The organism is Streptomyces sp. NPDC033165 (assembly GCF_055577965.1).
This window is the reverse complement of sequence record NZ_JBVIPK010000004.1, coordinates 449,693-472,701: the sequence shown is the minus strand read 5'-3', so window position 1 is coordinate 472,701 and position 23,009 is coordinate 449,693. Positions and strand designations below refer to the sequence as shown.

The 23,009-nt window shown below is 72.3% G+C and carries 19 protein-coding genes and 1 pseudogene; 7 read left to right on the top strand and 13 right to left on the bottom strand.

What is annotated here, in order from left to right; translation table 11 throughout:
* Positions 1-13: 13 nt before the first annotated feature.
* The 3 genes from ACZ5WC_RS13240 to ACZ5WC_RS13230 form a co-directional block, all read right to left on the bottom strand.
* Positions 14-1,756, bottom strand: coding sequence for a pyruvate dehydrogenase (locus ACZ5WC_RS13240; RefSeq protein ID WP_468540880.1), 1,743 nt, complete (start codon positions 1,754-1,756; stop codon positions 14-16).
* 111 nt (positions 1,757-1,867) lie between these two features.
* The gene (locus ACZ5WC_RS13235; RefSeq protein WP_468540879.1) at positions 1,868-3,730 is read right to left on the bottom strand and encodes a protein phosphatase 2C domain-containing protein; all 1,863 of its coding nucleotides are present in this window, start codon (positions 3,728-3,730) and stop codon (positions 1,868-1,870) included.
* A 169-nt stretch (positions 3,731-3,899) separates the two neighbouring features.
* Positions 3,900-7,664 (bottom strand): S8 family peptidase, encoded by a 3,765-nt coding sequence (locus ACZ5WC_RS13230; protein WP_468540878.1) that lies wholly within the window; start codon positions 7,662-7,664, stop codon positions 3,900-3,902.
* Positions 7,665-7,872: 208 nt separating this feature from the next.
* On the opposite strand from ACZ5WC_RS13230, the gene ACZ5WC_RS13225 reads away from it, so the two are divergent.
* On the top strand, positions 7,873-8,862 hold the full coding sequence (locus ACZ5WC_RS13225; RefSeq protein ID WP_468540877.1) for a helix-turn-helix domain-containing protein: 990 nt from the start codon (positions 7,873-7,875) through the stop codon (positions 8,860-8,862).
* Between the two features lie 82 nt (positions 8,863-8,944).
* On the top strand, positions 8,945-9,427 hold the full coding sequence (locus tag ACZ5WC_RS13220; protein WP_468540876.1) for a DUF456 domain-containing protein: 483 nt from the start codon (positions 8,945-8,947) through the stop codon (positions 9,425-9,427).
* On the opposite strand, the pseudogene ACZ5WC_RS13215 reads toward ACZ5WC_RS13220, so the two are convergent.
* Positions 9,352-10,816: pseudogene (locus ACZ5WC_RS13215) on the bottom strand (DNA-3-methyladenine glycosylase 2 family protein). The gene ACZ5WC_RS13220 and the pseudogene ACZ5WC_RS13215 sit on opposite strands and share 76 nt — an antisense overlap.
* A 72-nt stretch (positions 10,817-10,888) precedes the next feature.
* A complete protein-coding gene (gene rsgA / locus ACZ5WC_RS13210; RefSeq protein WP_468540875.1) occupies positions 10,889-12,049 on the bottom strand; it encodes a ribosome small subunit-dependent GTPase A in 1,161 nt (386 codons plus the stop codon).
* A 322-nt stretch (positions 12,050-12,371) separates the two neighbouring features.
* On the opposite strand from rsgA, the gene ACZ5WC_RS13205 reads away from it, so the two are divergent.
* Positions 12,372-12,872: a DUF5949 family protein gene (locus ACZ5WC_RS13205; RefSeq protein ID WP_468540874.1), complete on the top strand. Its 501-nt coding sequence runs from the start codon at positions 12,372-12,374 to the stop codon at positions 12,870-12,872.
* Positions 12,873-13,026: 154 nt separating this feature from the next.
* Here ACZ5WC_RS13205 and ACZ5WC_RS13200 read toward each other — a convergent pair whose 3' ends face one another.
* From ACZ5WC_RS13200 to ACZ5WC_RS13175, 6 genes are all read right to left on the bottom strand, one after another.
* On the bottom strand, positions 13,027-13,434 hold the full coding sequence (locus ACZ5WC_RS13200; protein WP_311122084.1) for a rodlin: 408 nt from the start codon (positions 13,432-13,434) through the stop codon (positions 13,027-13,029).
* A 119-nt stretch (positions 13,435-13,553) separates the two neighbouring features.
* Positions 13,554-13,751 carry a hypothetical protein gene (locus tag ACZ5WC_RS13195; RefSeq protein WP_468540873.1) on the bottom strand — a complete coding sequence of 66 codons (198 nt, stop codon included), beginning with the start codon at positions 13,749-13,751 and terminating at the stop codon, positions 13,554-13,556.
* Between the two features lie 193 nt (positions 13,752-13,944).
* Positions 13,945-14,355, bottom strand: coding sequence for a rodlin (locus tag ACZ5WC_RS13190; protein ID WP_468540872.1), 411 nt, complete (start codon positions 14,353-14,355; stop codon positions 13,945-13,947).
* Positions 14,356-14,562: 207 nt separating this feature from the next.
* On the bottom strand, positions 14,563-14,853 hold the full coding sequence (locus ACZ5WC_RS13185; RefSeq protein WP_096626234.1) for a hypothetical protein: 291 nt from the start codon (positions 14,851-14,853) through the stop codon (positions 14,563-14,565).
* Positions 14,854-15,091: 238 nt separating this feature from the next.
* Entirely contained in the window at positions 15,092-15,325 is a 234-nt protein-coding gene (locus ACZ5WC_RS13180) for a chaplin (protein WP_468540871.1), read from the bottom strand.
* A 293-nt stretch (positions 15,326-15,618) separates the two neighbouring features.
* Entirely contained in the window at positions 15,619-16,020 is a 402-nt protein-coding gene (locus ACZ5WC_RS13175) for a rodlin (protein ID WP_096626230.1), read from the bottom strand.
* A gap of 352 nt (positions 16,021-16,372) precedes the next feature.
* Here ACZ5WC_RS13175 and ACZ5WC_RS13170 point away from each other — a divergent pair, with 352 nt between their 5' ends.
* Positions 16,373-17,053 (top strand): chaplin, encoded by a 681-nt coding sequence (locus tag ACZ5WC_RS13170; RefSeq protein WP_468540870.1) that lies wholly within the window; start codon positions 16,373-16,375, stop codon positions 17,051-17,053.
* A 161-nt stretch (positions 17,054-17,214) separates the two neighbouring features.
* Here the strand turns inward: ACZ5WC_RS13170 and ACZ5WC_RS13165 are convergent, their stop codons facing one another.
* Positions 17,215-18,435 (bottom strand): acetyl-CoA C-acetyltransferase, encoded by a 1,221-nt coding sequence (locus ACZ5WC_RS13165; protein ID WP_468540869.1) that lies wholly within the window; start codon positions 18,433-18,435, stop codon positions 17,215-17,217.
* Between the two features lie 14 nt (positions 18,436-18,449).
* Positions 18,450-19,466: a LysR substrate-binding domain-containing protein gene (locus ACZ5WC_RS13160; RefSeq protein WP_468540868.1), complete on the bottom strand. Its 1,017-nt coding sequence runs from the start codon at positions 19,464-19,466 to the stop codon at positions 18,450-18,452.
* 107 nt (positions 19,467-19,573) lie between these two features.
* Between ACZ5WC_RS13160 and ACZ5WC_RS13155 the strand changes: the two genes are divergently transcribed.
* From ACZ5WC_RS13155 to ACZ5WC_RS13145, 3 genes are read left to right on the top strand one after another with little or no spacing between them, the layout of a single operon-like run.
* On the top strand, positions 19,574-20,530 hold the full coding sequence (locus ACZ5WC_RS13155; protein ID WP_468540980.1) for a CoA transferase subunit A: 957 nt from the start codon (positions 19,574-19,576) through the stop codon (positions 20,528-20,530).
* Between the two features lie 32 nt (positions 20,531-20,562).
* Positions 20,563-21,369, top strand: a complete 807-nt coding sequence (locus ACZ5WC_RS13150; RefSeq protein WP_468540867.1) for a CoA-transferase subunit beta — start codon at positions 20,563-20,565, stop codon at positions 21,367-21,369.
* 37 nt (positions 21,370-21,406) lie between these two features.
* Positions 21,407-22,957 carry a 3-hydroxyacyl-CoA dehydrogenase gene (locus ACZ5WC_RS13145; protein WP_468540866.1) on the top strand — a complete coding sequence of 517 codons (1,551 nt, stop codon included), beginning with the start codon at positions 21,407-21,409 and terminating at the stop codon, positions 22,955-22,957.
* Positions 22,958-23,009 lie beyond the last annotated feature (52 nt).

Genomic DNA, 23,009 nt, shown 5'->3' with positions numbered 1-23,009 from the left:
CCCTTGAGGAGACTCAGGGGCGGGGCACGTTACGGAGGTTGGAGCGGGCCATCTGGAGCATCCGGCCCACTCCGCCGTCCAGCACGATCTTGCTGGCGGAGAGCGCGAAGCCGGTGACCATGTCGGCGCTGATCTTCGGCGGGATGGAGAGCGCGTTCGGGTCGGTGACGACGTCGACGAGCGCGGGCCCCTTGTGCTTGAACGCGTCCTTGAGCGCACCCTGCACCTGCTTGGGCTTCTCCACGCGGACGCCGTAGGCACCGGCCGCGCGGGCGATCGCGGCGAAGTCCGGATTCTTGTTGGTCGTCCCGTACGAGGGCAGTCCCGCGACGAGCATCTCCAACTCGACCATTCCCAGAGAGGAGTTGTTGAACAGCACCACCTTCACCGGCAGGTCGTACTGAACCAGGGTGAGGAAGTCGCCCATCAGCATGGAGAATCCGCCGTCGCCGGACATCGCGACGACCTGCCGCCCACGGTCGGTGAACTGCGCGCCGATCGCCTGCGGCAGCGCGTTGGCCATCGAGCCGTGGCTGAACGAACCGATCACCCGCCGCTTGCCGTTGGGCGTCAGATAGCGGGCCGCCCAGACATTGTTCATGCCGGTGTCGACGGTGAACACGGCCTCCGGGTCGGCGACTTCGTCCAGCACGGAGGCGACGTACTCGGGGTGGATCGGGGTGTGCTTCTCGACCTTGCGGGTGTAGGCCTTGACCACGCCCTCCAGGGCGTTCGCATGCTTCTTCAGCATCCGGTCGAGGAACTTGCGGTCGGCCTTGGGCCTCACCCGGGGCGTCAGACAGCGCAGGGTCTCACGTACATCGCCCCAGACCGCGAGGTCGAGCTTGGAGCGGCGGCCGAGGCGCTCGGGGCGGACATCCACCTGGACGATCTTCACATCGTCCGGGAGGAAGGCGTTGTAGGGGAAGTCGGTGCCGAGCAGGATGAGGAGGTCGCACTCGTGGGTCGCCTCGTAGGCGGCGCCGTAGCCGAGCAGCCCGCTCATCCCCACGTCGTACGGATTGTCGTACTGGATCCACTCCTTGCCGCGCAGGGCGTGCCCGACCGGTGACTTGATCTTCCCGGCGAACTCCATGACCTCGGGGTGCGCCCCTGCGGTGCCGCTGCCGCAGAACAGCGTCACCCGTTTGGCCTCGTCCACCATCCGGCAGAGCCGGTCGATCTCGTCGTCGCCGGGCCGGACGGTCGGCCGTTCGGTGACGAGCGCGTGCTCGATGCTCTTCTCGGGGGCCGCCTTGGAGGCGACGTCCCCCGGCATCGAGACGACGCTGACGCCGCCGCGCCCGATGGCGTGCTGGATCGCCGTCTGGAGGAGCCTCGGCATCTGTTCCGGGTTGGAGATCATCTCGTTGTAGTGGCTGCACTCCTGGAACAGCAGTTCCGGATGGGTCTCCTGGAAGTAGCCGAGGCCGATCTCGCCGGAGGGGATGTGCGAGGCGAGGGCCAGCACCGGGGCCATGGAGCGGTGGGCGTCGTACAGGCCGTTGATGAGGTGCAGATTGCCGGGCCCGCAGGAGCCGGCACAGGCCGCGAGGCTGCCCGTGACCTGGGCCTCCGCACCGGCCGCGAAGGCGGCGGTCTCCTCGTGGCGGACGTGGATCCAGTCGATGGACGGATTACGCCGGACGGCGTCCACCACGGGGTTCAGGCTGTCACCGACGACACCGTACAGACGTTTGACGCCTGCCCTGGCGAGGATGTCGACGAACTGCTCCGCCACGTTCTGCTTGGCCATGGATGCGCACCCTTCCTTGCCCGTGCTCCGTGCACTTCGGCTGTCCGGACTGCGGAACCCGAGACTCCGGCGGATCGGGCTCCGCAGTCCATCAACCCACGGCGGGCGCGGTTACGCCTCCCAGACGGCGGCACAGGTGCGGTCGTCGGCGTACCCCTTGATCCGGAGCTGGGTGTCGGCGAGGAAGGCGGGCAGTCCGGGCGGTCCGCCGGTCCCCCAGCGCTCGGCCAGCTCTCCCGGGAGCGCCGCCTCGCCGCGCATCGGCTCGGCGAGCCCGTTGCTGCACAGGAGCAGCGTGTCACCGGGGCGGGCGACGGAGGCCCGGAAGCGGAAGGGCTGGGCGGGCGGTGGGACGGAGCCCTGGATGTGGGGCGACGGGGAGGTCGTGATCTGGAGGTCCATGGTCAGCCGGTCCCCGTCCGGTCCTTCCTCCTGCTCGCCCGCCGCCTGTGGGGCGCCGCCCTCCGGGATCAGGGGTTCCAGGTCCTGCCAGAGGCCGTCGCGGAGCCGGAACAGTCCGCCGCTGCCGACGCCGAAGAAGACGCGGGTGCGGCAGTCGGGGTCGGCGGACAGCAGCAGACAGCGCAGGCTCGCGGTGTACTCGGCGGGTTCGACGCCCAGTTCGGCGGCGCGGGCACGGAGCTTGCCGTAGGTACGGTCGGTGAGCCGGTGCAGCCCCGACTTCAGGTCGCCCCGGCGGCCCGCCCTTATGTCCTCGGAGAGCCGGACGTGGCTGCGGGCGACGGCCCCGCCGATCCAGCGGCAGGCGTCGGCCGCGGCGAGGTGCGCCGCCTCACTGGCCCGCGCGCCCCCGGCGACGGCGACGAGCACGAGGGCGCTCTCGCCCGCCCCGAACCGGGCGGTGAGCAGCCCGTCGCGCCGGGGTTCGCCGCGGAACCGGGCGGAGTCGCCCCGCACGGACGCGACGCGCAGGGTGTACGTCCCGTACCGCGCGCCGTCCAGCACGGTGTCGGGGACCAGACCGTCCAGGTTGTCCGAGGTGGCGGAGGGCAGGGCGGCGGGCTCGGCGTCGTAGGTGGGCGGCCGGTCCCCGAGATGCCCGACGACCGGCCGCGCGCCGGGGGCCCCGGCGACCGCGGGGTCCGGCGGCAGTGCGTGCAGGGCGCTCGGGTCGGCCGCGACGTCCGGCTCGGGCGCGACCGGGGGCCCGGGCGGCCGGGGCGCGGCGAACGTCCGCGGACCGCTCCGCCCGGCGGGCGGCTCCCAGGGGGCCGGGAAGGCGGTGGTACGGGGAGCGGCGGGGGGCGGGGGCGGGACGGGCGCGACGGGATTCGGCGGAGGCGGGGGCGGGGCGGACGTGGCTGCGGGCGTCGACGGCGGTACGGAAGCGGCGGCCGGGCCGGGTGGCATGGCGTCGGTCCCGGGCCTGGCCGCCCGGCGGTTCGGCAGCCCGGCCGGAACGGCGTCGCGCGCCTCCGGCACGGCGACCGGCCCGTGCCCCGTGCCCGCCTCCGGCGCCGCCCCAGCCCCGGGCGCGGGGGTGGCCCGGTCGATGGCGGGTGCGGGTACGGCCGGGCGCCGGTCGGGCTCCGGGATCGTGTCGCGCTTCGCATACGGGTCCCAGGCGGACCGCGGGTCCGGCGTGAGGTGCGGGTCCGGCGTGAGGTCGGCGTCCGGCGTGAGGTCGGCGTCCGGCGTGAGGCCCGGGTCCGGCGCAGTGCCCCGGTCCGGTGTGAGGCCGGGGTCCGCCTCCGGGTCCCACAGTGCCGCTCTGTCCGCCTCCGGGTCCGGGTCCTCCGCGGCCCCCGCGAACCTGCCCGTGCCCGCCTCCGGCGGCCGGTATATGTCCCGGCGGTCGCCCGCCGTCCTGCTCACCGTGTACGACACGGAGTCGAAGCGGTCGTCGAGGCTGTCGGGCGCGCTGCTGGGACCGGTGTCCGGCGCGGTCTCGTCGTACAGCTTCCGCCACCAGTCGTCCTCATGGGCGGCGGGCTTCTGACCCTGCTGACTCATGCCCCTATTGTCCACCGCGGACAGCGCCCGAAAACGGGGCATCGGGAAAAAGTGGCCCGTAATCGCGGCCCGTGAACGAGGTCTGCCGGGCGACCCCACCCCCGAGGGAGGGACGCCCGGCAGACCGTTCGAGGTGATAGCCGTATCGGCGTATCAGCTGTTCATCCGCTTACCTCACGGCGTAGGCGTCGTTGACGGTCTGGACGACGGCGTTGCCGTTCGCGTCGGTCAGCTCGGTCCGCAGGGTGACGGACCGTCCAGCCGCGTCCGCGTGGTCCAGGGTCGCGGTCCACCGGCCGCCCCGCCGCGCGGTGGTGGCCGTGTGCCAGGTCTCGCCGCCGTCGTAGGAGAAGGAGACCTTCGCGCCGGTGAGCTTGCCGGGGGTGTATCCGGCGTGCCCGCTCGCACCGAGGCCGATCCGCCGGCCGTCCTTGGCGGGCAGGGTCTTCATCCCGTCCGACGGCAGGTCATAGCGCGGGAAGAGCAACGGCAGCCCCTGCGAGGCCACGTGCGGCTTCCGCTCGGAACGGAACTTCCAGGTGGTCCGCGTCTGCGTGGACCGCTTCCAGACCTGGGCGGGCGAACCGACCTTCGTGGTCGTCATGGTGAGTTCGTACGCGGCGCCCTCGGCCGGCACGGTGAACACACCGAACGGGTAGGCGCTGGTGCCGACGAGCTCTCCGTCACGGCTGAGCCGCATGTTGCCGATGTCGCCGAACGAGCCCTGCTGTCCCACGTGTTCGGAGTCGGTCATGAACGCCGGGGCGACGCCGATCAGGTTGTCCTGCCGTTCACCCGCCAGCAGTTCCCCGCCCGCCGCGTCGCGCGGGGCGCCCGGGACGATCAGACCTCGGTACCACTCCTCCGTCGTGGCCCGGCCCGCCTTGTACGTACGGGGGTTGCCGGTCATCAGCTCGCCCCAGGGGAAGCTGGAGGAGAGCATCTTCTGCCAGACGGTGTCGCCCGCCGTGTAGTACTCGGTGCGCTTGCCGGGGGCGGCGACCAGGGCGAGGGAGGACGCGCCGAACGTTCCGCCGTAGGGGCGGGAGACCAGGAGCGTGTCGACGAAGTCGGCTGCCACGCCCATGGATTCATGGGTGGAGACGACCGAACCGAGCTTCTTGTCCCGGACCTTGTAGGTGCGGTCCGAGGTGATCCGCCCCTTCTCCGGGAACGACAGGTTGTAGACGAACGGGCTGACCGCCGTGGCCTTCCAGGTGACGTCCGCCCCGCCCTTGCCGAGCGCCGCGGTCAGTACGGCGGCCTCGTCGGCCCGCAGGCCGAGGACCGGCAGGGGCGCCGCCCCGTAACCGATGCCGGGCTTCCAGTCGCCGGCCGAGGGCCGGTGCACCAGGAGCGCCTTCGCCCCGGCGGCCTCTGCGGCGCGTGCCTGGGTGAGGACGTTGGAGGAGTCGTCCGCGACCTCCACCAGGGCGATCCGGCCCTCGGCGCCTGCGGCCTCCAGCTCTGCCGGGCTGCCCTCACCGGCGTCGACGACCTCGGCGCGCCCCTTGCCGTCCAGGTTGACCGACCCCGTGGTGGCGGGACGCGGGTGCAGATCGGCTCCGCCGACGAGGGAGAACTTCTGGATCTGGGGGGCGTAGGCGCGCCAGAAGGAGGCGAACTCGAAGTCGCCGTCACGGGGCTTGCCCTGGACGTCGACCAGATAGTCCTTGATCAGTTCGTTGCCCGAGATGGACCCCGAGTGCAGCCAGTTGTCCCAGGTGCGCCCGAAGGCGAGGGTCGCGCCGCGCGTCTCGGCTACCCGGTCCTGAGTCCTCACCTTCAGGCGGTGGGCCTTGCGGGCGTCGAGTACGAGCGTGGTGTCCTTGGTGAGCTTCAGCTCAGGGCGAGCCAGATAGCCGACGGAGCCCACGAGTTGACCGGTCGGGTCGGTGGTGTCGGGCGAGGCGATGAAGCTGGATACGAAGTACGCGCCGGGGCGGACCCGGTAGGTCTGGTCGGCGGCGCCCTCGTTGAAGCGGCGTTCGCCGGAGGCGGTGTCGGTGCCGATGAGGTCGACCGAGGAGACGCCGTCGGCGGGCTTGCCGGTGCGGTCGATGAGCTTCACGCGCAGGGTGACGGTCTCCGGTGCCACATAGAGGGAGAACGGGGTGGAGACCCGCACTCCCCCGGGTGCGGTGGCGAGGACGCGCCCGGTGACGTCACCGTACTGGGCGGCGGCCAGCCGTGCGTCGGGGTCGAGTTCGAGGGGGACCTCGACCGTCGCCCCGGCGGGCACGGTGACGGACTTCCGGGCGAGGGCGGCGACCTTGGAGCCGACGGCGGAGCCGTCGTTGCCGGTGACGCCCGAGACCTTCAGCGAGAGCTTGACGGGCTTGCCGCCCGTGTTGGTGTAGGGCAGGCCAACAGTGGTGCGATCGCTCCTGTCCTGGGGCCAGTTGAAGGTGCCGCCCTGGACGGCGGGCGCGCCGATGACGGGCGTACGGACGGCGCGGTCGATGTCGAGGCGGCCGCCGCCGGTCTCGCGTACGTCGCCGGGCACGGCGCTGTGCGCCGAGGAGACCAGGGCCGCCTTGATCTGCTGGGCGGTCCAGTCGGGGTGGCGCTGCTTGACGACGGCGGCGGCCCCCGCGACGTGCGGGGTGGCCATCGACGTACCGGACATCGACCGGTACGCCTGTGAGCCCCGGCCGCCCGCGGCGGCGGCGGAGATGGCGACGCCGGGTGCGGCGATCTCCGGCTTCAGGGTGTGCGAGCCGATCGTGGGGCCGCGGCTGGAGAAGTTCGCGGTGGAGTCGTCCCGGTCCACCGCCCCCACCGTCAGCACGCCGGCGGCGCAGCCGGGCGAGGAGACGGTGTTCAGGGACGGGCCGAGGTTGCCCGCGGCGACCACGAACAGGGTGTCCTTGTTCTTGCCGAGCTCCTCGGCGGCCAGGCTCATCGGGTCGGTGCAGTCGGTGGGCTCCGCGCTGCCGAGGCTCATGGAGACGACGTCGGCCTTGTTGTCGACGGCCCACTGCATGCCCGCGATGATCCAGGAGGCGGCGCCGGACCCGCTGTCGTTGAGGACCTTGCCGACCATGAGGTCGGCGCCGGGGGCGACGCCCTTGTTCTTCCCGTCGCTCGCCGCGCCGGAGCCTCCGACGGTGGACGCGACATGGGTGCCGTGGCCCTGGCGGTCGTCGGTGGTGTCGGAGTCGGTGAAGTTCTCGGATGCGGTGATCCGGCCCTGGAGGTCGGGGTGTTCGGCGTCGGCACCGGTGTCCAGGACGGCGACCCTGGTGCCGGTGCCGTCGTGACCGGCCGCCCAGGCGAGGTCCGCGCCGACCTGTTTCGTCGACTTGTCGAGACTGGCCTGAACCTTTCGGTCGAGCCAGAGCTTCTTGAGGCCGGAGGCCGCCCGGGATCGGGGGGCGGTGAGATCGGCCCAGAAGTCGGCGGTGCGCTTCTTGTCGGCCTTCAGCGCGAGTCCGTCGATGGCGTCGAGCCTCTGGCCGCGCTCCGCGCCGCGCGGGGTGAGGAGGGTGCGGCGGGCAGCGTCGCCGGTGTAGGTGGCGATCAGCGGGACGGAGTCGGCGCGGCTGTCGTCGTAGCCCTGGCGGATCAGTCCGGTGACGTTGAAGAGCTCCTCGTCGACGGTGCCCGCGGCGAGCGCGGCGACGGCGGACTCCGGGTAGACGTACAGGTCGGAGCCGGACTGCCGGGTCTGGACAAGAGGGACGCTGCCGTCCGCGCGGGGCAGGGCGGTCGCGGCGGACGCCCCCGAGGCGTCGGTGGTCACGAGCACCTTGTCGCCGGTGACGAGCGTCAGGGTGACGGGCTTGGCATCCGCGGCGGCCGCCGCGCTGCCGGTGAGCGGTCTCTTCGCGTACCGCGCGTCCGATGGTGCTGCCACGGACGGTGCGATAGCGGTGACGGCGAGCACGGCGGCGGTCGCCGCCCCGAGTGCCGTACGCGATATCGGGCGCATCGCTCTCCCCAGGTCAATCCGGAATGAATCAGCCCAAGAGGCCGCATCCCGGAGGCTGTTGGTGCTGCGGTGGCGCCACAGTGGCAGAGCGACCAGGGGTACAGGGGATGATGTGAGCGGCGGGTTTACGCCGTGGCCTCTTCCCGCCACGCGGGACCCGCGGGCAGGGGCGCCGCGATGCGCGATCACCACACGGGAGGGCCGGAGAATGCTGGGGGCCATAGGTCTCGACGAGAGACAGGAAGCCACGTACCGCGCACTCGTCGCGGCGGGAGCGGCCGAGCTCACCGATCTCGCGCACCGGCTGGCCCTTCCCGAGGCGGACACCGAGCGGGTGCTGCGCCGGCTGGAGCAGCAGGGTCTGGCCGCCCAGTCCTCGGCCCGGCCGGGCCGCTGGGTGGCCGCTCCGCCCGGGGTGGCCCTGGGTGCGCTGCTGATCCAGCAGCGGCACGAGCTGGAGCAGGCGGAGCTGGCGTCCGCGCTGCTCGCCGAGGAGTACCGGGCGGAGGCGAGCGAGCCCGCGGTGCACGACCTGGTGGAGGTGGTGACAGGGGCGAGCGCCGTCACCCAGCGCTTCCACCAGTTGCAGCTGGGGGCGGTGTCCGAGGTGTGCGCCCTGGTCACCGGGAAGACGGTCGCGGTGACCGGCATGGAGAACGAGTCCGAGGAGCGCGCCACCTCGCGCGGCGTGAGCTACCGGGTGGTGGTCGAGCGCGAGGTGCTGTCGATGCCGTACGGGATTCTGGAGCTGTCGACGGCGCTGAGCCGGGACGAGCAGTGCCGGGTGGTGGACCGGGTGCCGACGAAGCTGGTCGTCGCCGACGGCAGCCTCGCGATGGTCCCGCTGACCGGGCGGGGCGAGGAGCCCGCCGCCCTGGTCGTTCATGCCAGCGGTCTGCTGGAGTCGCTGATGGGCCTCTTCGAGGCGGTGTGGCGGGAGGCGATGCCGCTACGGCTGGGCGAGGGCGGCGGGGTGCGCGAGCAGGGGGTCGGGCCCGACCCGACGGACCTGGAGGTCCTGTCGCTGCTTCTGGCGGGGCTGACGGACGCCAGCGTGGCCAAGCAGCTGGACCTGGGGCTGCGGACCGTGCAGCGCCGGGTCAAGGGCCTGATGGAGCTGACCGGGGTCTCCACCCGCCTCCAGCTGGGCTGGCACGCGTACGAACGCGGCTGGGTGTCCCGTACCACCGCCTCCTGAGGGGGTGGATCGGTGCAGGTGGACGCGGGTGCCCCGGGTGCGCTGACGGGCGCGGCGGGGCAGTCTCCGGCACGCTGGTCAGATGAGTGTGTGGCAGCTCGTCGCCGTCGGCCTGGTCATGCTGCTGGGCTTGGTCGGGGTGCTGCTGCCGGGCGTCCCCGGGCAGGCGATCGTCTGGGCGGCGGTGCTGTGGTGGGCGCTGACGGACATGACGACGGCGGCCTGGGCCGTCCTGATCGGCGCGACGGCCCTGATGCTGCTGAACCAGGCCCTCAAGCCCCTGCTGCCGCCGCGTCGCCCGGGTGAGTCGGGCGCCCCCCGCCGGACGTTGATGCTCGGCGGGGTCGCGGCGATCGGGGGGTTCTTCGTGGTGCCCGTGGTGGGCGCGGTCCTCGGGTATGTGGGGGCGATCTTCGGCGCGGAGCGGCTGCGGCTGGGCAGCCGGGGCGCGGCCTGGGCATCGGTGCGCTCGGTGATGCGGGCCACCGGCTACGCGGTGCTGGTGGAGCTGTTCGCCTGTCTGCTGGTGGCGGGGGCCTGGCTGGGCGCGGTGCTCTGGGGCTGACCGCCCGGGGTGCGGCGGGGGCGGTCAGCGGGGAGCCGCGGCCGCTTCCCGGTGGCGTACGGCGTAGGAGCGCCAGGGCCGCCAGTCCTCGGCCCCGGGCGTCCCGTACGGATCGACGTCGGGGTCGCCCAGCGCCCGCATCCGGATCAGCGCGGCGGTGCGGCGGCCGATCCCGGGGAGCGTCAGCAGCGTCCGCTCCGCCTCGCCCCGGTCGGCGCCGGCGTCCAGCCGCAGCCGCCCGTCGGCGAGCGCGGCGGCCAGGGCACTGAGCGCCGGATCCTCGGTAGAACCGGCGAGCGCGCCCGGATCGGGGAACACATGGGTGAGCCCGCCGCACGGCACGTCCAGCGCCTTTCCGTACCGCTCCACCAGCTCCTCGGCCCGCTCCCGCCCCACCAGGGCCCGTACGGCGGCCTCTTCCGGGTCCGCCGCGCCCGGCGAGCGCAGTCCGGGGCGGGCGGCGACCAGCGGGGCGAGGCCGGGGTCGGCCGCGAGGGCCTCGTCCACGGCGTACGGGTCGGCGTCCAGGTCGAGGAGTCGGCGCAGCCGCTGGACGGCGGTGGTCAGGTCACGCAGGTCGGTGAGCTGGATGCGGGCCTCCAGCCACGGGCCGGGCGACGATTCGTCGACCGCGACGAGCCCGGAGCCGTACGGCAGCCTCAGGGTGCGACGGTAGGTACGGCGCCCCGGCTCCCCCACGACCTCCTCGACCCGGGCGACCGCCTCCGCGGCCAGCAGGTCGAACATGGCGGCGGTGGCGTACGGGCGCCGATGGGCGAGCCGCAGCGGCACCCCGGCCCGCGCCCCCTCGCGGCGTCCGCCACCGAGCCCCGTCCCGGCCTCGGCGCGCAGAGCACTGGGGGTGCGGGCGTAGATCTGCCGGATGGTGTCGTTGAACTGCCGGACGCTGGCGAACCCGGCGGCGAAGGCGATCTCGGTGACCGGCAGCCGGGTGGTCTGGAGGAGCACCCGGGCGGTGTGGGAGCGCTGGGCACGGGCGAGCGCGACGGGTCCCGCGCCCAGCTCGGTGTTCAGCTGGCGCTGGACCTGGCGGGCGCTGTAGCCGAGCCGCCCGGCGAGCCCGGGCACCCCCTCGCGGTCCACCACGCCGTCGCCGATCAGGCGCATGGCCCGGCCGACGACGTCCGCGCGGGCGTTCCACTCGGCGGAGCCGGGCACGGCGTCCGGGCGGCAGCGGCGGCAGGCCCGGAAGCCGCCCGTCTGGGCGGCGGCGGCGGTGGGGTAGAAGCGCACATTGGCGCGTTTGGGAGTGACGGCGGGGCAGCTCGGCCGGCAGTAGATGCCGGTGGTCACGACGGCGAAGAAGAACACTCCGTCGAACCGTGCGTCGCGGCTGCTCACCGCCTCGTACCTGGTCCGTTCGTCCATCACACCGTCCAGTGTGCGGCAGCCGCCGCTGCCGCACTCGCGGTTTTCGGACATCGAACCGTACGCCTGCGGCTACCGCACCCGGCCCCGCTTGGCCTGCATCGCCGCCCGCCCCTCGGAGCCCTTGCGCTTCCAGTCCCGCAGGATCTCGCTGCGCACGCGCGCGTCGGTCTTGGCGACGATCCGCTGGTTCTCGCGGAGCAGCTTGCGGTAGCTGTCGAGGCGGCGCTCGGGCAGGGTGCCGTCCTCCAGCGCGCCGAGCACGGCGCATCCCGGTTCGACCGTGTGGGAGCAGTCGTGGAACCGGCACAGCGCGGCCAGCTCCTCGATCTCGGAGAACACCTCGCCGACCCCTGCCCCGGCGTCGAAGAGGCCGACGCCGCGCAGACCGGGGGTGTCGATGAGGACGCCACCGTGCGGCAGGACGAGCAGGTTGCGGGTCGTGGTGGTGTGCCGGCCCTTGCCGTCGACCTCCCGGGCGGCCAGCACCTCCATCACATCCATGCCGAGCAGGGTGTTGGCCAGGGTCGACTTGCCCGCGCCGGAGATGCCGAGCAGCACGCTCGTACCGCCGGAGACGAGGGCGCCGAAGACGTCGAGCCCCTCGCCCGTGGTGGAGCTGACGGGCAGCACCTGGACGCCGGGGGCGATCGCCTCGACGTCCCGGACCAGGTGGGAGACGGTGGCCGCGTCGGGCACCAGGTCCGCCTTGGTAAGGAGCACGATCACCTCGGGCTGGTGCTCGGTCTCCCGCCCGTCCCCGAGCAGGGCGGCGCCGCTGGAGCTGGACAGGGCCAGCGCGAGGAAGCGCTCCAGGCGTCCGAGGTCCAGTTCGACGGCGAGCGAGACGCAGATGGCGATGTGATCGATGTTGGTGGCGAGCACCTGCCCCTCGGACCGCTGCGAGGAGGTCGAGCGGACGAAGGCGGTACGGCGCGGCAGCAGCGTACGGACGAAGCGCGGGTCACCGTCCGCGTCGAGCGCCACCCAGTCACCGGTGCAGACGATCCGCATCGGGTCACGCGGCACCACGAACGCGGTGTCGGCGCGGACCGGGCCGTCAGCGGTGATCACGTCACACTGACCGCGGTCCACCCGCACCACCCGCCCCGCGACGAGCCCCTGCTCGGCGTACGGGAAGAAGGCGGCCGCCCAGTCCTCGTCCCAGCCGTACGGGGCCAGCGGGTGCGAAGAAGAGCAGGAAGAAGCTGCCGGAGAAAACGAGAAAGACAAGGGAAACCCTTCACAGGGTGGCCCCGGCACGCGCGCTCGGCGCGGGAGTTGCGAGAAGTGGTCAGCCGGTGGCCACGGAGATAAGGACGATGCTCTTCCGGTTGTGGGCAGTGCCCATCGCAACGACAGTCATCAATGTCCTCACCTCCTGATTCCTCTTGTCTGCCGCACGCGTCACTGCGGCGTGCGGAACGGTGTTCACCCTAGACCGGCTCCCGGGAGCGGCGCCAACAGTTTTTTTCGCCGGAGTTACCCATAGATCTCCCTCGATCGAGTGATACGCGTGCATAGGTGCTGGTCCATGACCGTTAGGGTGCCGAGCATGACCACACCCCAGACCTCCACCGGCACGTTCACACCAGCCCAGTTGGGCACCCAGATCCTGATCGGCTGGAGCGGCCGGCAGCCCGACGCCGACCAGGACACCGCCTTCCTCCTCTCCTATTCGCTGGGCGACGGGCAGGACGGTCCGGAGGTCGGCCGCGAGGCCCTGCGCAGCGCGCTGGAGCGTGCGGGCCTCCAGGTCGGCGGCTCGATCCAGGACGCGGCCACGACCCCCGGCATCCAGGCGACGCTCCTCGTCCAGGCGGGCCAGGCCGTCCTGACGCTGCCTCACCTCAAGGCGCAGTACCCCGCCCCCGCCGAGTGGCTGGCGGCCGCCCAGGCACAGGGCCAGGTGTACGGCATGTTCGCCACCGCCCCATGGCCGGAGGCCGTGCCCGGGCAGCCGGTCAGCGAGGACCAGCTGCGGGCCTTCGCGGCCGACGAGGAGGTCGTCCGCACCTCCGCGCACTGTCTGCTCCCGGTCCGCTCCCTGGGCTGACCGCCCCGCACCAGCACACGACGAGGCCCACCACCCCCCGTGGAGTGGTGGGCCTCGTCGTACGGCGGTGCCGGTCGTGCGGCGTGCCGCGGAAGCGCGGAAATGAGGACGGGCGGTCCGGAGGGTGACCTCGGGACCGCCCGTGCTCGATACGTCAGTTGTTGCCGACGCCGTTGCCCGAGAGCACCGGGATGTCGTCCAGGATGTGCGACAGCGGCTCGTCGCCCTTGGCCTGGGTGGAGTTGTCGGCGCACTGCTGGTTCTGCGGGTTGGACAGGACGTTGATGTCCTGGACCGTGACCGGCACGACGCCGACGAGCGAGCCGACGTTGACCTTGGCGGGCAGGCCGATGCAGAGCTTGTTCAGGGTGCCCTGGACAACCTGGGTCTGCGGGCTCCAGTCACCCTTGGTCACAGCGTTGCCGAACTTCGACTCGGCGCCGTTGCCGTTGACCGTGGTGGTGCCACCGTCGTTACCGATCGCCATGGCCGCGGGAGCCGCGACCGCGGACAGACCGAGCATGGACACGGCCACTGCAGCGCCGGCCATCATCTTCTTCATCAAGCTTCACCTTTCGGAGCGTCCCGGTGTGGAACGTACTGATCAACCGACGCGGACCGCGATCGGTTGCGCACTGCCACTCAAATGGGTTCGATCCGGCGCAAGGTCGACGCCGCTGCTCAGTTCTCGGCCACCTCGTCCGAGGTGCGGGCCGCCGGGACGAAACCACCGCGGTGCGCGGTCGGCTCCTGAGGCGCTTGCGGAACGGGGTCGTGTCCGGCCGCCCGCCACTCGGCGAGGAGCCGGTCGAAGATCGGTGTGCCGCTCGGTGGGGGCTGCTCTCTGCGCTGCGGGGGCTGGCTGCCGTACGGGTCCATGGAGAGGCTCTACCCGGACGGGGCCGGATCCTCAGCCGGTGCTACGGCATCCGGCCCAACCCCCGCACCGCCCGCGCCCGTCGGACACGGCGCCGGACGCGCCCACGCACGACGAAGGGCCAGCCCGTCCCGTCCGGCGAAGAGCGTTCGCCGGACGGGGGGACTGGCCCCGCGTGGTTCGGTCTGTGCGGCGTCAGTTGTTGGCGGCGCCGTTGCCCGAGAGGATCGGGATGTCGTTCAGGATGTGCGAGAGGGCCTCGTCACCCTTGGCCTGGGTGGAGTTCTCGGTGCACTGCTGGTTCTGCGGGGAGGACAGGACGTTGATGTCCTGGACCGTGACCGGCACGAGGCCGACGAGGGAGCCGATGTTCGCCTTGGCGGGCAGGGCGATGCAGGGCTTGTTCAGCGAGCCCTGGATGAGCGCGAACTGCGGGCTCCAGTCGCCGTGGGTCGCGGAGTTGCCATAGGCCTGCGAGGCGCCGTTGCCGTTGATCGACGTGGTGCCGCCGTCGTTGGCGATCGCCATGGCGGACGGGGCGGCCGCAGCGGAGGCACCGACGACCGTGGCAGCGACGGCCGCCGAGGCCATAATCTTCTTGATCATGAAAAGCCCTTCTGGGATGAAACGTGTGCCCGCCTGTCCGGAGCATTCTGCTCAACTCGGCCCGGCGGATCTGGTTATGCCCATTCACTCGAACGGTGCTTTTCCTGCCGTGCGTTCGCGGAGAAATGCGAGGCCGACACGGGAGGAAGTCGGAACGGGAGGAATGGTGGCGCCGAAAGCGCTGAGAGGTTCGCCGTTCCGCGGCGGTCAGCCGCCGATGGGCACTCCGCCGAGCAGTGGAGCGGCCCCTCCGGCCGCGCCGGTGGCCTCACCCGCCAGCTTGCCGACCGTGCCGTCCTTCGAGACCGTCTCGGTGGTGTCGCCGACGGTGTCGACCAGCGGGTCCACGACCTGCGGGGCACTGGCCACGACCTGGTTGAGGCCCCGGTCGAGGCTGAAGTTGGGGGCCATGGCGTCAGTAACGGCGAAGGCGGGGGCAGCCGTTCCGAGGGCGGCCACGGAACCGGCAACGATCGCGGCGGTCTTCGCGTACTTCACTTCGGGGTTCCCTTCTGCACGGCATCTGCTTCGGTCACGTTCCCGTGCCGCACACAAGCTTTCTTTACCTGTGACTTCTGCCGCTTTCTCCATGGACAACGATCAGGCCGCATTCGGGAAACTGTGCGGCGTCATCTTTCTCGGCTGTCGGCGGCAGTCGTTCAACGAAAAGGCCCCGGACGGCGGTTGCCGTCCGGGGCCGACCGGTCCCGGGCTGTCCGCCCGGCCGGTCAGTTGTTCACTGGTTGATGCAGGTGTTGCCGAAGGCCGGGTTCAGCGCACCGATCAGGTTGACGGTGTTGCCGCAGACGTTGACCGGAACGTGGATCGGGGCCTGGAGGATGTTGCCGGACAGCACGCCCGGGGAGTGCGCGGCGACGGCCTCGGCACCCGAGTCGGCCATGGCCGGCGCGGCGGTGCCCATCGCCATGAGCGTTCCGGCGGCGACGGCGGCAACCTTGGTGTACTTCACTTTGTGTCCCTTTCCTCGGCGGAGTCCGGGGCGGTCACGACTCTCGTGCCGCCCGAGCCCGATTTTGATCGCTCGTGACTCCGGCGCTGTCATTCGTAACGATGAACGGCCGGAATCGAAACTGCCCGGGAAGCGGAATCCCGGAGAACCGCCCGAATGACGCAACGTCGATTCGGCGTCGGTTACGGGAATGGGGGCGGCCGGAAAGCCACCACGCATTCCCGGGGAAAGCAGCGGGCCCGGACCGCTCGGTGGAGGAACGCCGAGGGCCCGGGCCCGGGTATTCAGCCGTATCAGCCGTTGCCGGCGCCGTTGCCCGAGAGGATCGGGATGTCGTCCAGGATGTGCGACAGAGCCTCGTCACCCTTGGCCTGGGTGGAGTTCTCGGTGCACTGCTGGTTCTGCGGGGAGGACAGGACGTTGATGTCCTGGACGGTGACCGGCACGACGCCGACGAGTGAACCGACGTTGCCCTTCAGCGGAAGACCGACACAGGGCTTGTTCAGCGAACCCTGGACCAGGCCGAACTGCGGGCTCCAGTCACCGTGGGTCTCGGCGTTGCCGAAGGACTGCGAAGCGCCGTTGCCGTTGATCGAGGTGGTGCCCCCGTCGTTGGCGATCGCCATGGCCTGCGTGGCGCCGAGGCCGAGGACGGAGGCGGCGACAGCGCCCGTAGCCAGAACCTTCTTGATCACGATTAACCCTTCTCGCACTGGTTGCCCCGCGGCGGAGCGCCCTGATCAACTCGGCGCGCGGCGTTTGGTTCCGCCCATTCACCCGAATGCCGGACACGGGGGGGCGTGCGGCGCCGGAGCGCGACCGCCGTACGGATTCGCACACATCGCCCCGCCTCCGTTCGTACGTCCACCCGTTCGTACCGGCGGAATCGTTTTTCTTTACCCGCGGACCGGCAAGTGCGGGATACGTACACGCCATCCATCCGGGTGATGACAGAATTTTCACGCAACTCCAAGTTTCCCCCACAGCCCTCGTTCGTTATGGCAGTCGTCCAGCGCGCATGTGTGAGGGAAGGGCAAGTAACAAGTAATGCGACAAGTCTTGAACAAGAGCTTCATCGTCGTGGCGGCCGCCTCAGGTCTCCTGGCCGCGGTCGGCGGCACCGCACACGCCGACGCGTCGGCCGAAGGCGCTGCCGTCGGTTCGCCGGGCGTCGGTTCGGGCAACACCCTGCAGGCTCCGGTGAACATCCCGGTCAATGTGTGCGGCAACACGGTCAATGTGATCGCCCTGCTGAACCCGGCCTTCGGCAACAAGTGCGTGAACGCCGACGGCCCGAAGCACGACCACCCGCCGGTGGACAAGCCCCCGGTGGACGAGCCGCCCGTCGACGAGCCCCCGGTCGACGAGCCCCCGGTCGACGAGCCCCCGGTGGACGAGCCGCCCGTCGACGAGCCCCCGGTCGACGAGCCCCCGGTCGACGAGCCCCCGGTCGACGAGCCCCCGGTCGACGAGCCCCCGGTCGACGAGCCCCCGGTCGACGAACCGCCGGTGGACGAGCCGCCCGTCGACATGCCTCCGACCGACACCCCCGGCACGGACACTCCGGGTGCAGACACCCCCGGTTCCGGTACGCCCGGCTCCAACACCCCGGGTGCGCACCTGGCCGACACCGGTGCCGCCGATCTGGGGCTGGCCGCCGGTGCGAGCGCCGCGCTGCTGCTCGGCGGGGCGGTGCTGATGCGCCGTACCCGTGACGCGCGGGACTGAATCACCACCGCGCCTGCGTGAGAAACGAGGTCCGGCCGGACAGCGGGGACTGTCCGGCCGGGCCTTTCGTCGTGTGCGGTGACCGGTTTCTCCCGGGGTGCGGGTGCGCCGGGTGCGGGTGCGCCGGTCGGCCGGTGAGGCCGTGATGGCCCCGGCTCCCCTCAGGCCGCGATGCGTTCGAAGACCGCCGCGAGGCCCTGGCCGCCGCCGATGCACATCGTCTCCAGGCCGTAGCGGGCCTCACGGCGGTGGAGTTCGCGGGTGAGGGTGGCGAGGATACGGGCTCCGGTGGCGCCGACCGGGTGGCCGAGCGAGATGCCGGAGCCGTTGACGTTGATCCGCTCCTCGTGGTCCTTCTCGCCGAGGCCCAGCTCCCGGGTGCAGGACAGGACCTGGGCGGCGAAGGCCTCGTTCAGCTCGATCAGGTCGAGGTCGGCGAGCGAGAGTCCCGCCCGGTCGAGGGCGGTGCGGGTGGCGGCTACGGGTGCGATGCCCATCGTCGCGGCGGGGACCCCGGCCCGGGCGAAGGAGACCAGGCGGACCAGCGGGGTGAGGCCGAGGCGTTCGGCGGTTCCGGCGCTGGTGACCAGGCAGGCGGCCGCCGCGTCGTTCTGGCCGCTGGCGTTGCCCGCCGTGACGGTGGCCTCCGGGTCGGACTCGGCCATCACCGGGCGGAGGGCGGCGAGTTGTTCGGCGGTGGTGTCGGGGCGGGGGTGTTCGTCGGCGGTGACGACGGTCTCGCCCTTGCGGGTGCGTACGGTGACGGGGACGGTCTCCGCGTCGTAGCGCCCCTCGGCGGCGGCGCGGGCGGCCCGCTGCTGCGAGCGCAGGGCCAGGGCGTCCTGGTCGGCGCGGCTGATGCCGTACTCCCGGCGCAGGTTCTCCGCCGTCTCGATCATGCCGCCGGGGACCGGGTGGTTGAGGCCGCCCGCGGTGACCCGGCCCCGGGCGAGGGCGTCGTGGAGCTGGAGGCCGGGGCCCTTGATTCCCCAGCGTCCGTCGTGGGTGTAGTAGGGGGCGCCGCTCATGACGTCGACGCCGCCCGCGATCACGACGTCGCTGAACCCGGCGCGGATCTGCATCGCCGCGTCCAGGACCGCCTGGAGCCCCGAGCCGCAGCGGCGGTCGGTCTGGGAGCCGGTGACCGTGGTGGGCAGTCCGGCGTCCAGGGCGGCGACGCGGCCGATGGCGGGGGCCTCGCTGGTCGGGTAGGCGTGGCCGAGGACCACCTCGTCGACCCGGTCGGGGTCGATGCCGGTGCGGGTGACGATCTCCGCGATGACGCGTGCGGCCAGCGCGGCCGGTGTCTGCTGGGCGAACGCCCCGCCGAACCGGCCGATCGGGGTGCGCAGGGGTTCGCAGATGACGACGTCGAGCGGCACGGGCGGGCCTTCCTTCAGGGCGACGGACGGGGCGCGGGTGGTGGGGTGACCTTCGCATCCGGTGACTGAGCCGGTCCAATACCGGATCGGCCCCGGATCGAGAGCCCCGGCGTCTCAGTCGGTTCGCCGTCCGGTCGGCGTACGGGGGTCGGAAGGGCGTCCCGGGCGACGGCGAGCACGGCGTGCAGGGCGGCCGAGGGGTTGTCCGCGCGCCAGGCGAGGGCCGCCTGGCGCCGGATGGGCGGTCCGGTGAGGGGCCGGTAGACGAGTCCGCTCTGCTGGATGTGGCGTACGGAGGTGACCGTGAGGGTGACGCCGACCCCGGCCGCGACGAGCGCCATGATCGTGTACGAGTCGGGGGCCTCCTGGATGACGCGCGGGGTGAACCCGGCGCTCTCGCAGGCCTCGGTCATCGCGTCGCGGACCGTGGAGCCGGTGTTGGCGGGGAAGGAGACGAACGGTTCGTCGGCCAGTTCGCCGAGCGGCACCGCCTCGCGCCGGGCGAGCGGGTGGTCGAAGGGCAGGGCGCAGAGCAGTTCCTCCTCGTCGATCACCCGGTAGGAAACTCCCGCACGGGTGACCGGCAGGCGGACGAAGCCGAGGTCGAGCGAGCCGTCGGCCACCCGGGACAGCGCGACGTTGGCGTACGTCTGGCCGGTCATGACCAGTTCGAGGCCGGGGTGGGCGGCGCGTACGGCGCGGGTGAGCCGGGGCAGCGTCTCGTGGCTGGAGGCTCCGGCGAAGCCGATGGTGACCCGGCCGTACTCGCCCCGGCCCGCCGAGCGGGCGGCTCGTACGGCCGTGTCGAGGTCGTCGAGGATCTTCGTCACGGGTTCGAGGAAGGCCTCTCCCGCGCCGGTGAGCCGGACGGAGCGCGTGTTGCGGCGGAAGAGCTGCACGCCGAGCTCCTTCTCCAGCTGCCGGATCCGCTGGCTCAGCGGCGGCTGCGCCATCTGGAGGCGCTTGGCGGCGCGGCCGAAGTGCAGTTCTTCGGCCACGGCGAGGAAGGCCTTCAGGTGGCGCAGTTCCATGGGCGCTCCTCGCGTCTTTGATGCTCCTCACGTCTCGGTCCGAGCCTAATTCGGTATTGGACAGCCATCAATGGGGGCTGACACCGTGGGGTCGGCGCATGCGGACGATGGGGAGCACGGTGGACCGGACGGCCGACAAGGTCATGTCGATGAGGGAGGCCGTCGCCTCCTTCGTCCACGACGGGGACACCGTGAGCCTCGAAGGGTTCACCCATCTCATCCCGACCGCGGCCGGGCACGAGATCATCCGGCAGGGCCGTCGCCGACTGACGGTCGTGCGGATGACGGCGGACATCGTGGTGGACCAGATGGTGGCGGCGGACTGTGTCACCCGGCTGGTCTCCTCCTTCGTCGGCAACTCCTCCGCCGGTTCGCTCGGTGAGCTGCGGCGGCGGATCGAGCGGGCGGACCCCGAGCCGCTGGCGTTCGAGGAGTACAGCCACTACGGGATGGTCTGCCGCTATCTCGCCGGTGCGCAGCGGCTGCCGTTCCATCCGCTGCGGTCGTACGGCGGGAGCGATCTGCCGTCCGTCAACCCCGGTATCCGCAAGGTGACCTCGCCCTATCCCGGGCCGGACGGGCAGGCTCCCGAACAGATCTACGTCGTACCGCCGGTCAACCCGGATGTGACGATCGTCCACGCCCAGCGCGCCGACCGCCGGGGCAACACCCAGATCTGGGGGCTGACCGGGGTCCAGGCCGAGGCGGTGTACGCGGCGGACCGGGCGGTCGTGGTCGTGGAGGAGCTGGTCGGGGACGAGGTGGTCCGCTCGGACCCGAACCGGACGCTGATCCCGGCGCACGCGGTCGACGCGGTGGTGGTCTGCCCGCGCGGGGCGCACCCCTCGTTCGCGCAGGGCTACTACGACCGGGACAACGCCTTCTACCGGTCCTGGTCCGCGATCAGCCGGGATCCGGTCCGGCTGCGGGAGTGGCTGGCGGAGTGGGTGTACGGCACCGCCGACCACGCGGAGTACGTGGCGAAGCTCGGCGAGGAGTACTGGGCGGGGCTCGCGGTGGGCGAGGCGCTGAGCGCCCCGGTGAACTACGGGCGGCGGCTGTGAGCGGGCAGGGCCCGGCTGAGGGGGGCGGGGCGGTGCGCGGTCACGGTCGGACCGCCTTGGCGGGCGGAGGCGGTTCCACCGTTCCCGTCACCTCCTCCGAGCTGCTGTCCGTCGTCGCCTCCCGTGAACTGGCCGAGCGGCGCACCGTGTTCGCGGGGATCGGGCTGCCGACGCTCGCGGCCGAGCTGGCGCGGCTGACCGTCGCGCCGGGCATCGAGGTGGTGTACGAGTCCGGGGTGTGCGGGGCGCACCCCTCCCACCTCCCGGAGACCATCGCGGACGCGGTCCTGATCACGGGCGCCGAGGCGGTCGTGTCGATGCCCGCCCTGTTCGGTTCGGTGCTCCAGGGCGGGCATATCGACGTGGGGTTCCTGGGAGCCGCGCAGATCGACCGCTGGGGCAACCTCAACACCTCCGTCATCGGGGACCCTTACCGCCCGTCGGTGCGGCTGCCGGGCTCCGGGGGCGCGGTCGAGGTGATGGCGAACGCCCGTGAGGTGTTCGTGGTGATGCGCCGCCACACCCCTCGCTCCTTCGCCGCGGTGCTGGACTTCTGCACCACGCCGGGCCCGGACCGGGCGCTCGCGGACGGAATCCGTCCGTTCGGCGTCGGCGTCACCCGGGTCGTCACCGAGCTGGGCGTCCTCGCCCGCGAGGGCGTCGGCGACGAACTGCGGCTGGCCGCCGTGCACCCCGGGGTCACCGTCGAGCAGGTCCGGGCCGCGACCGGCTGGGAGCTGAAGGCCGCCGACCGGGTCACGACGACGGCCCCGCCCACACCTGCGGAGCTGCGGCTCCTGCGCGACGATGTCGACCCGAACCGTGTCTACCTCCGCTGAAGACCGTGCCTGCCTCTGCCGAAAGGGCCCCACTGCCATGCGTATCAGGATCGTCGGAGCCGGGGCCATGGGCCGTGGCATCGCCCAGTGGGCGGCGAGCGCCGGGCACACCGTGGAACTCGCCGACGTACGGCCCGAGGCGGTGACCGAGGCCCTGGAATTCGTCGCCTCGATGCTGGACCGGGCGGTGGCCAAGGGCCGGATGACCGCCGCGGACCGGGACGGGGCGGTGGCCCGGCTGGTGCCGCTCGGTGATCCTTGGGCGGCCGGTCCGGAGGTGGAGCTGGTCATCGAGGCGGTACGGGAGGACCTGGCCACCAAGGCCGAGGTGTTCGGGAAGCTGGAGCGGGCGCTGCCCTCGTCCGCCGTCTTCGCCACGAACACCTCGTCCCTGTCGGTGACCCGGATCGCGGCGACGCTCCAGGACCCCTCGCGCCTGGCCGGGCTGCACTTCTTCAACCCCGTGCCGCTGATGAGGATCGTGGAGGTGGTACCGGGCGCGGCGACCCGTCCGGACATCCCGGCCCGGCTGACCGAGCTGGTCGAGGGGTGCGGCCACCGGGCCGTCACCGTCGCCGACACCCCCGGGTTCCTGGTCAACCACGCCGGGCGGGGGCTGGTGACCGAGGCGCTGGCGCTGCTGGAGGAATCGGTGGCGGACCCGGCGGAGATCGACCGGATCGCCCGGGACGTCCTGGGGCTGCGGATGGGCCCCTTCGAGCTGATGGACCTGACCGGTCTCGATGTGACGGCCGCGGTGATCGACTCGATCTGGGAGGGCTTCCGGTACGAGGACCGGCTGCGCCCCTCCTTCCTCACCCCGAACCGGGTGGTGGCGGGGCTGCACGGCCGCAAGACGGGCCGGGGCTGGTACGCGTACGGGGACGGGGCGTCCGGCCCCGCGCCGGAGAGCCCGGTCGGCGGGAACGCGGAGCGCCCGGTGTTCCTGGCCACGGCGGGGCGGCGGGAGGTCGCGGCGTACGAGGAGGGTCTGACCGGTTCGCTGGAGGCGGCGGGGGTCCGCGTCGAGCGGGGCGGCGGGCCGTCGGCTCAGGCCGTGGTCCTGGTGCCGGTGTGGGGGACGTCGGTGGCGGCGGCGATCGCGGAGGGCGGACTCCCCCGGGAGCGTACGTTCGGGGTCGAGGTGCTGCCTCCGGCCGGACGGCGGCGGGTGCTCGCGGTGACGCCCGCCTCCGACCGGGGGGCCGCCCGCGACGCGCGCGGGGTGCTGGCGCGGGCCGCCGAGGGCGGGGAGCCGTACGGGGTGTCGGTCGTGCGGGACACGGCGGGGTCGGTCGCGCAGCGGCTGCTGTCCTCCGTCGTCGCGGTCGGCTGTTCGATCGCGGAGCGCTCGCTGGCCGCGCCGGCCGACATCGATCTCGCGGTGACCGCGGGCCTCGGCTATCCGGCCGGGCCGCTGGCGTGGGGCGAGCGGATCGGGGCCGCAGGAATGCTGGAGCTCCAGCGGGCACTGCACGCGACGACGGGCGACCCGCGCCACCGGCCGACGCGGTGGATCACCGAACGGGCCTCCCTGGGCCTGGCCCTGACCGACCCGGGGACCTCGCCCGCGGACTGCCTGGAGTGAGGGGCGGGGGCGGGCGTCCGATTCGTACAAGACGGCCGGGACGGCGTGCGCC

Bases quoted from the DNA above. Each gene is read 5' to 3' on its own strand.
- ACZ5WC_RS13240 (WP_468540880.1), bottom strand. From the start codon at position 1,756: ATGGCCAAGCAGAACGTGGCGGAGCAGTTCGTCGACATCCTCGCCAGG.
- ACZ5WC_RS13235 (WP_468540879.1), bottom strand. From the start codon at position 3,730: ATGAGTCAGCAGGGTCAGAAGCCCGCCGCCCATGAGGACGACTGGTGG.
- ACZ5WC_RS13230 (WP_468540878.1), bottom strand. From the start codon at position 7,664: ATGCGCCCGATATCGCGTACGGCACTCGGGGCGGCGACCGCCGCCGTG.
- ACZ5WC_RS13225 (WP_468540877.1), top strand. From the start codon at position 7,873: ATGCTGGGGGCCATAGGTCTCGACGAGAGACAGGAAGCCACGTACCGC.
- ACZ5WC_RS13220 (WP_468540876.1), top strand. From the start codon at position 8,945: ATGAGTGTGTGGCAGCTCGTCGCCGTCGGCCTGGTCATGCTGCTGGGC.
- ACZ5WC_RS13205 (WP_468540874.1), top strand. From the start codon at position 12,372: ATGACCACACCCCAGACCTCCACCGGCACGTTCACACCAGCCCAGTTG.
- ACZ5WC_RS13200 (WP_311122084.1), bottom strand. From the start codon at position 13,434: ATGAAGAAGATGATGGCCGGCGCTGCAGTGGCCGTGTCCATGCTCGGT.
- ACZ5WC_RS13195 (WP_468540873.1), bottom strand. From the start codon at position 13,751: ATGGACCCGTACGGCAGCCAGCCCCCGCAGCGCAGAGAGCAGCCCCCA.
- ACZ5WC_RS13190 (WP_468540872.1), bottom strand. From the start codon at position 14,355: ATGATCAAGAAGATTATGGCCTCGGCGGCCGTCGCTGCCACGGTCGTC.
- ACZ5WC_RS13170 (WP_468540870.1), top strand. From the start codon at position 16,373: ATGCGACAAGTCTTGAACAAGAGCTTCATCGTCGTGGCGGCCGCCTCA.
- ACZ5WC_RS13160 (WP_468540868.1), bottom strand. From the start codon at position 19,466: ATGGAACTGCGCCACCTGAAGGCCTTCCTCGCCGTGGCCGAAGAACTG.
- ACZ5WC_RS13155 (WP_468540980.1), top strand. From the start codon at position 19,574: ATGGGGAGCACGGTGGACCGGACGGCCGACAAGGTCATGTCGATGAGG.
- ACZ5WC_RS13145 (WP_468540866.1), top strand. From the start codon at position 21,407: ATGCGTATCAGGATCGTCGGAGCCGGGGCCATGGGCCGTGGCATCGCC.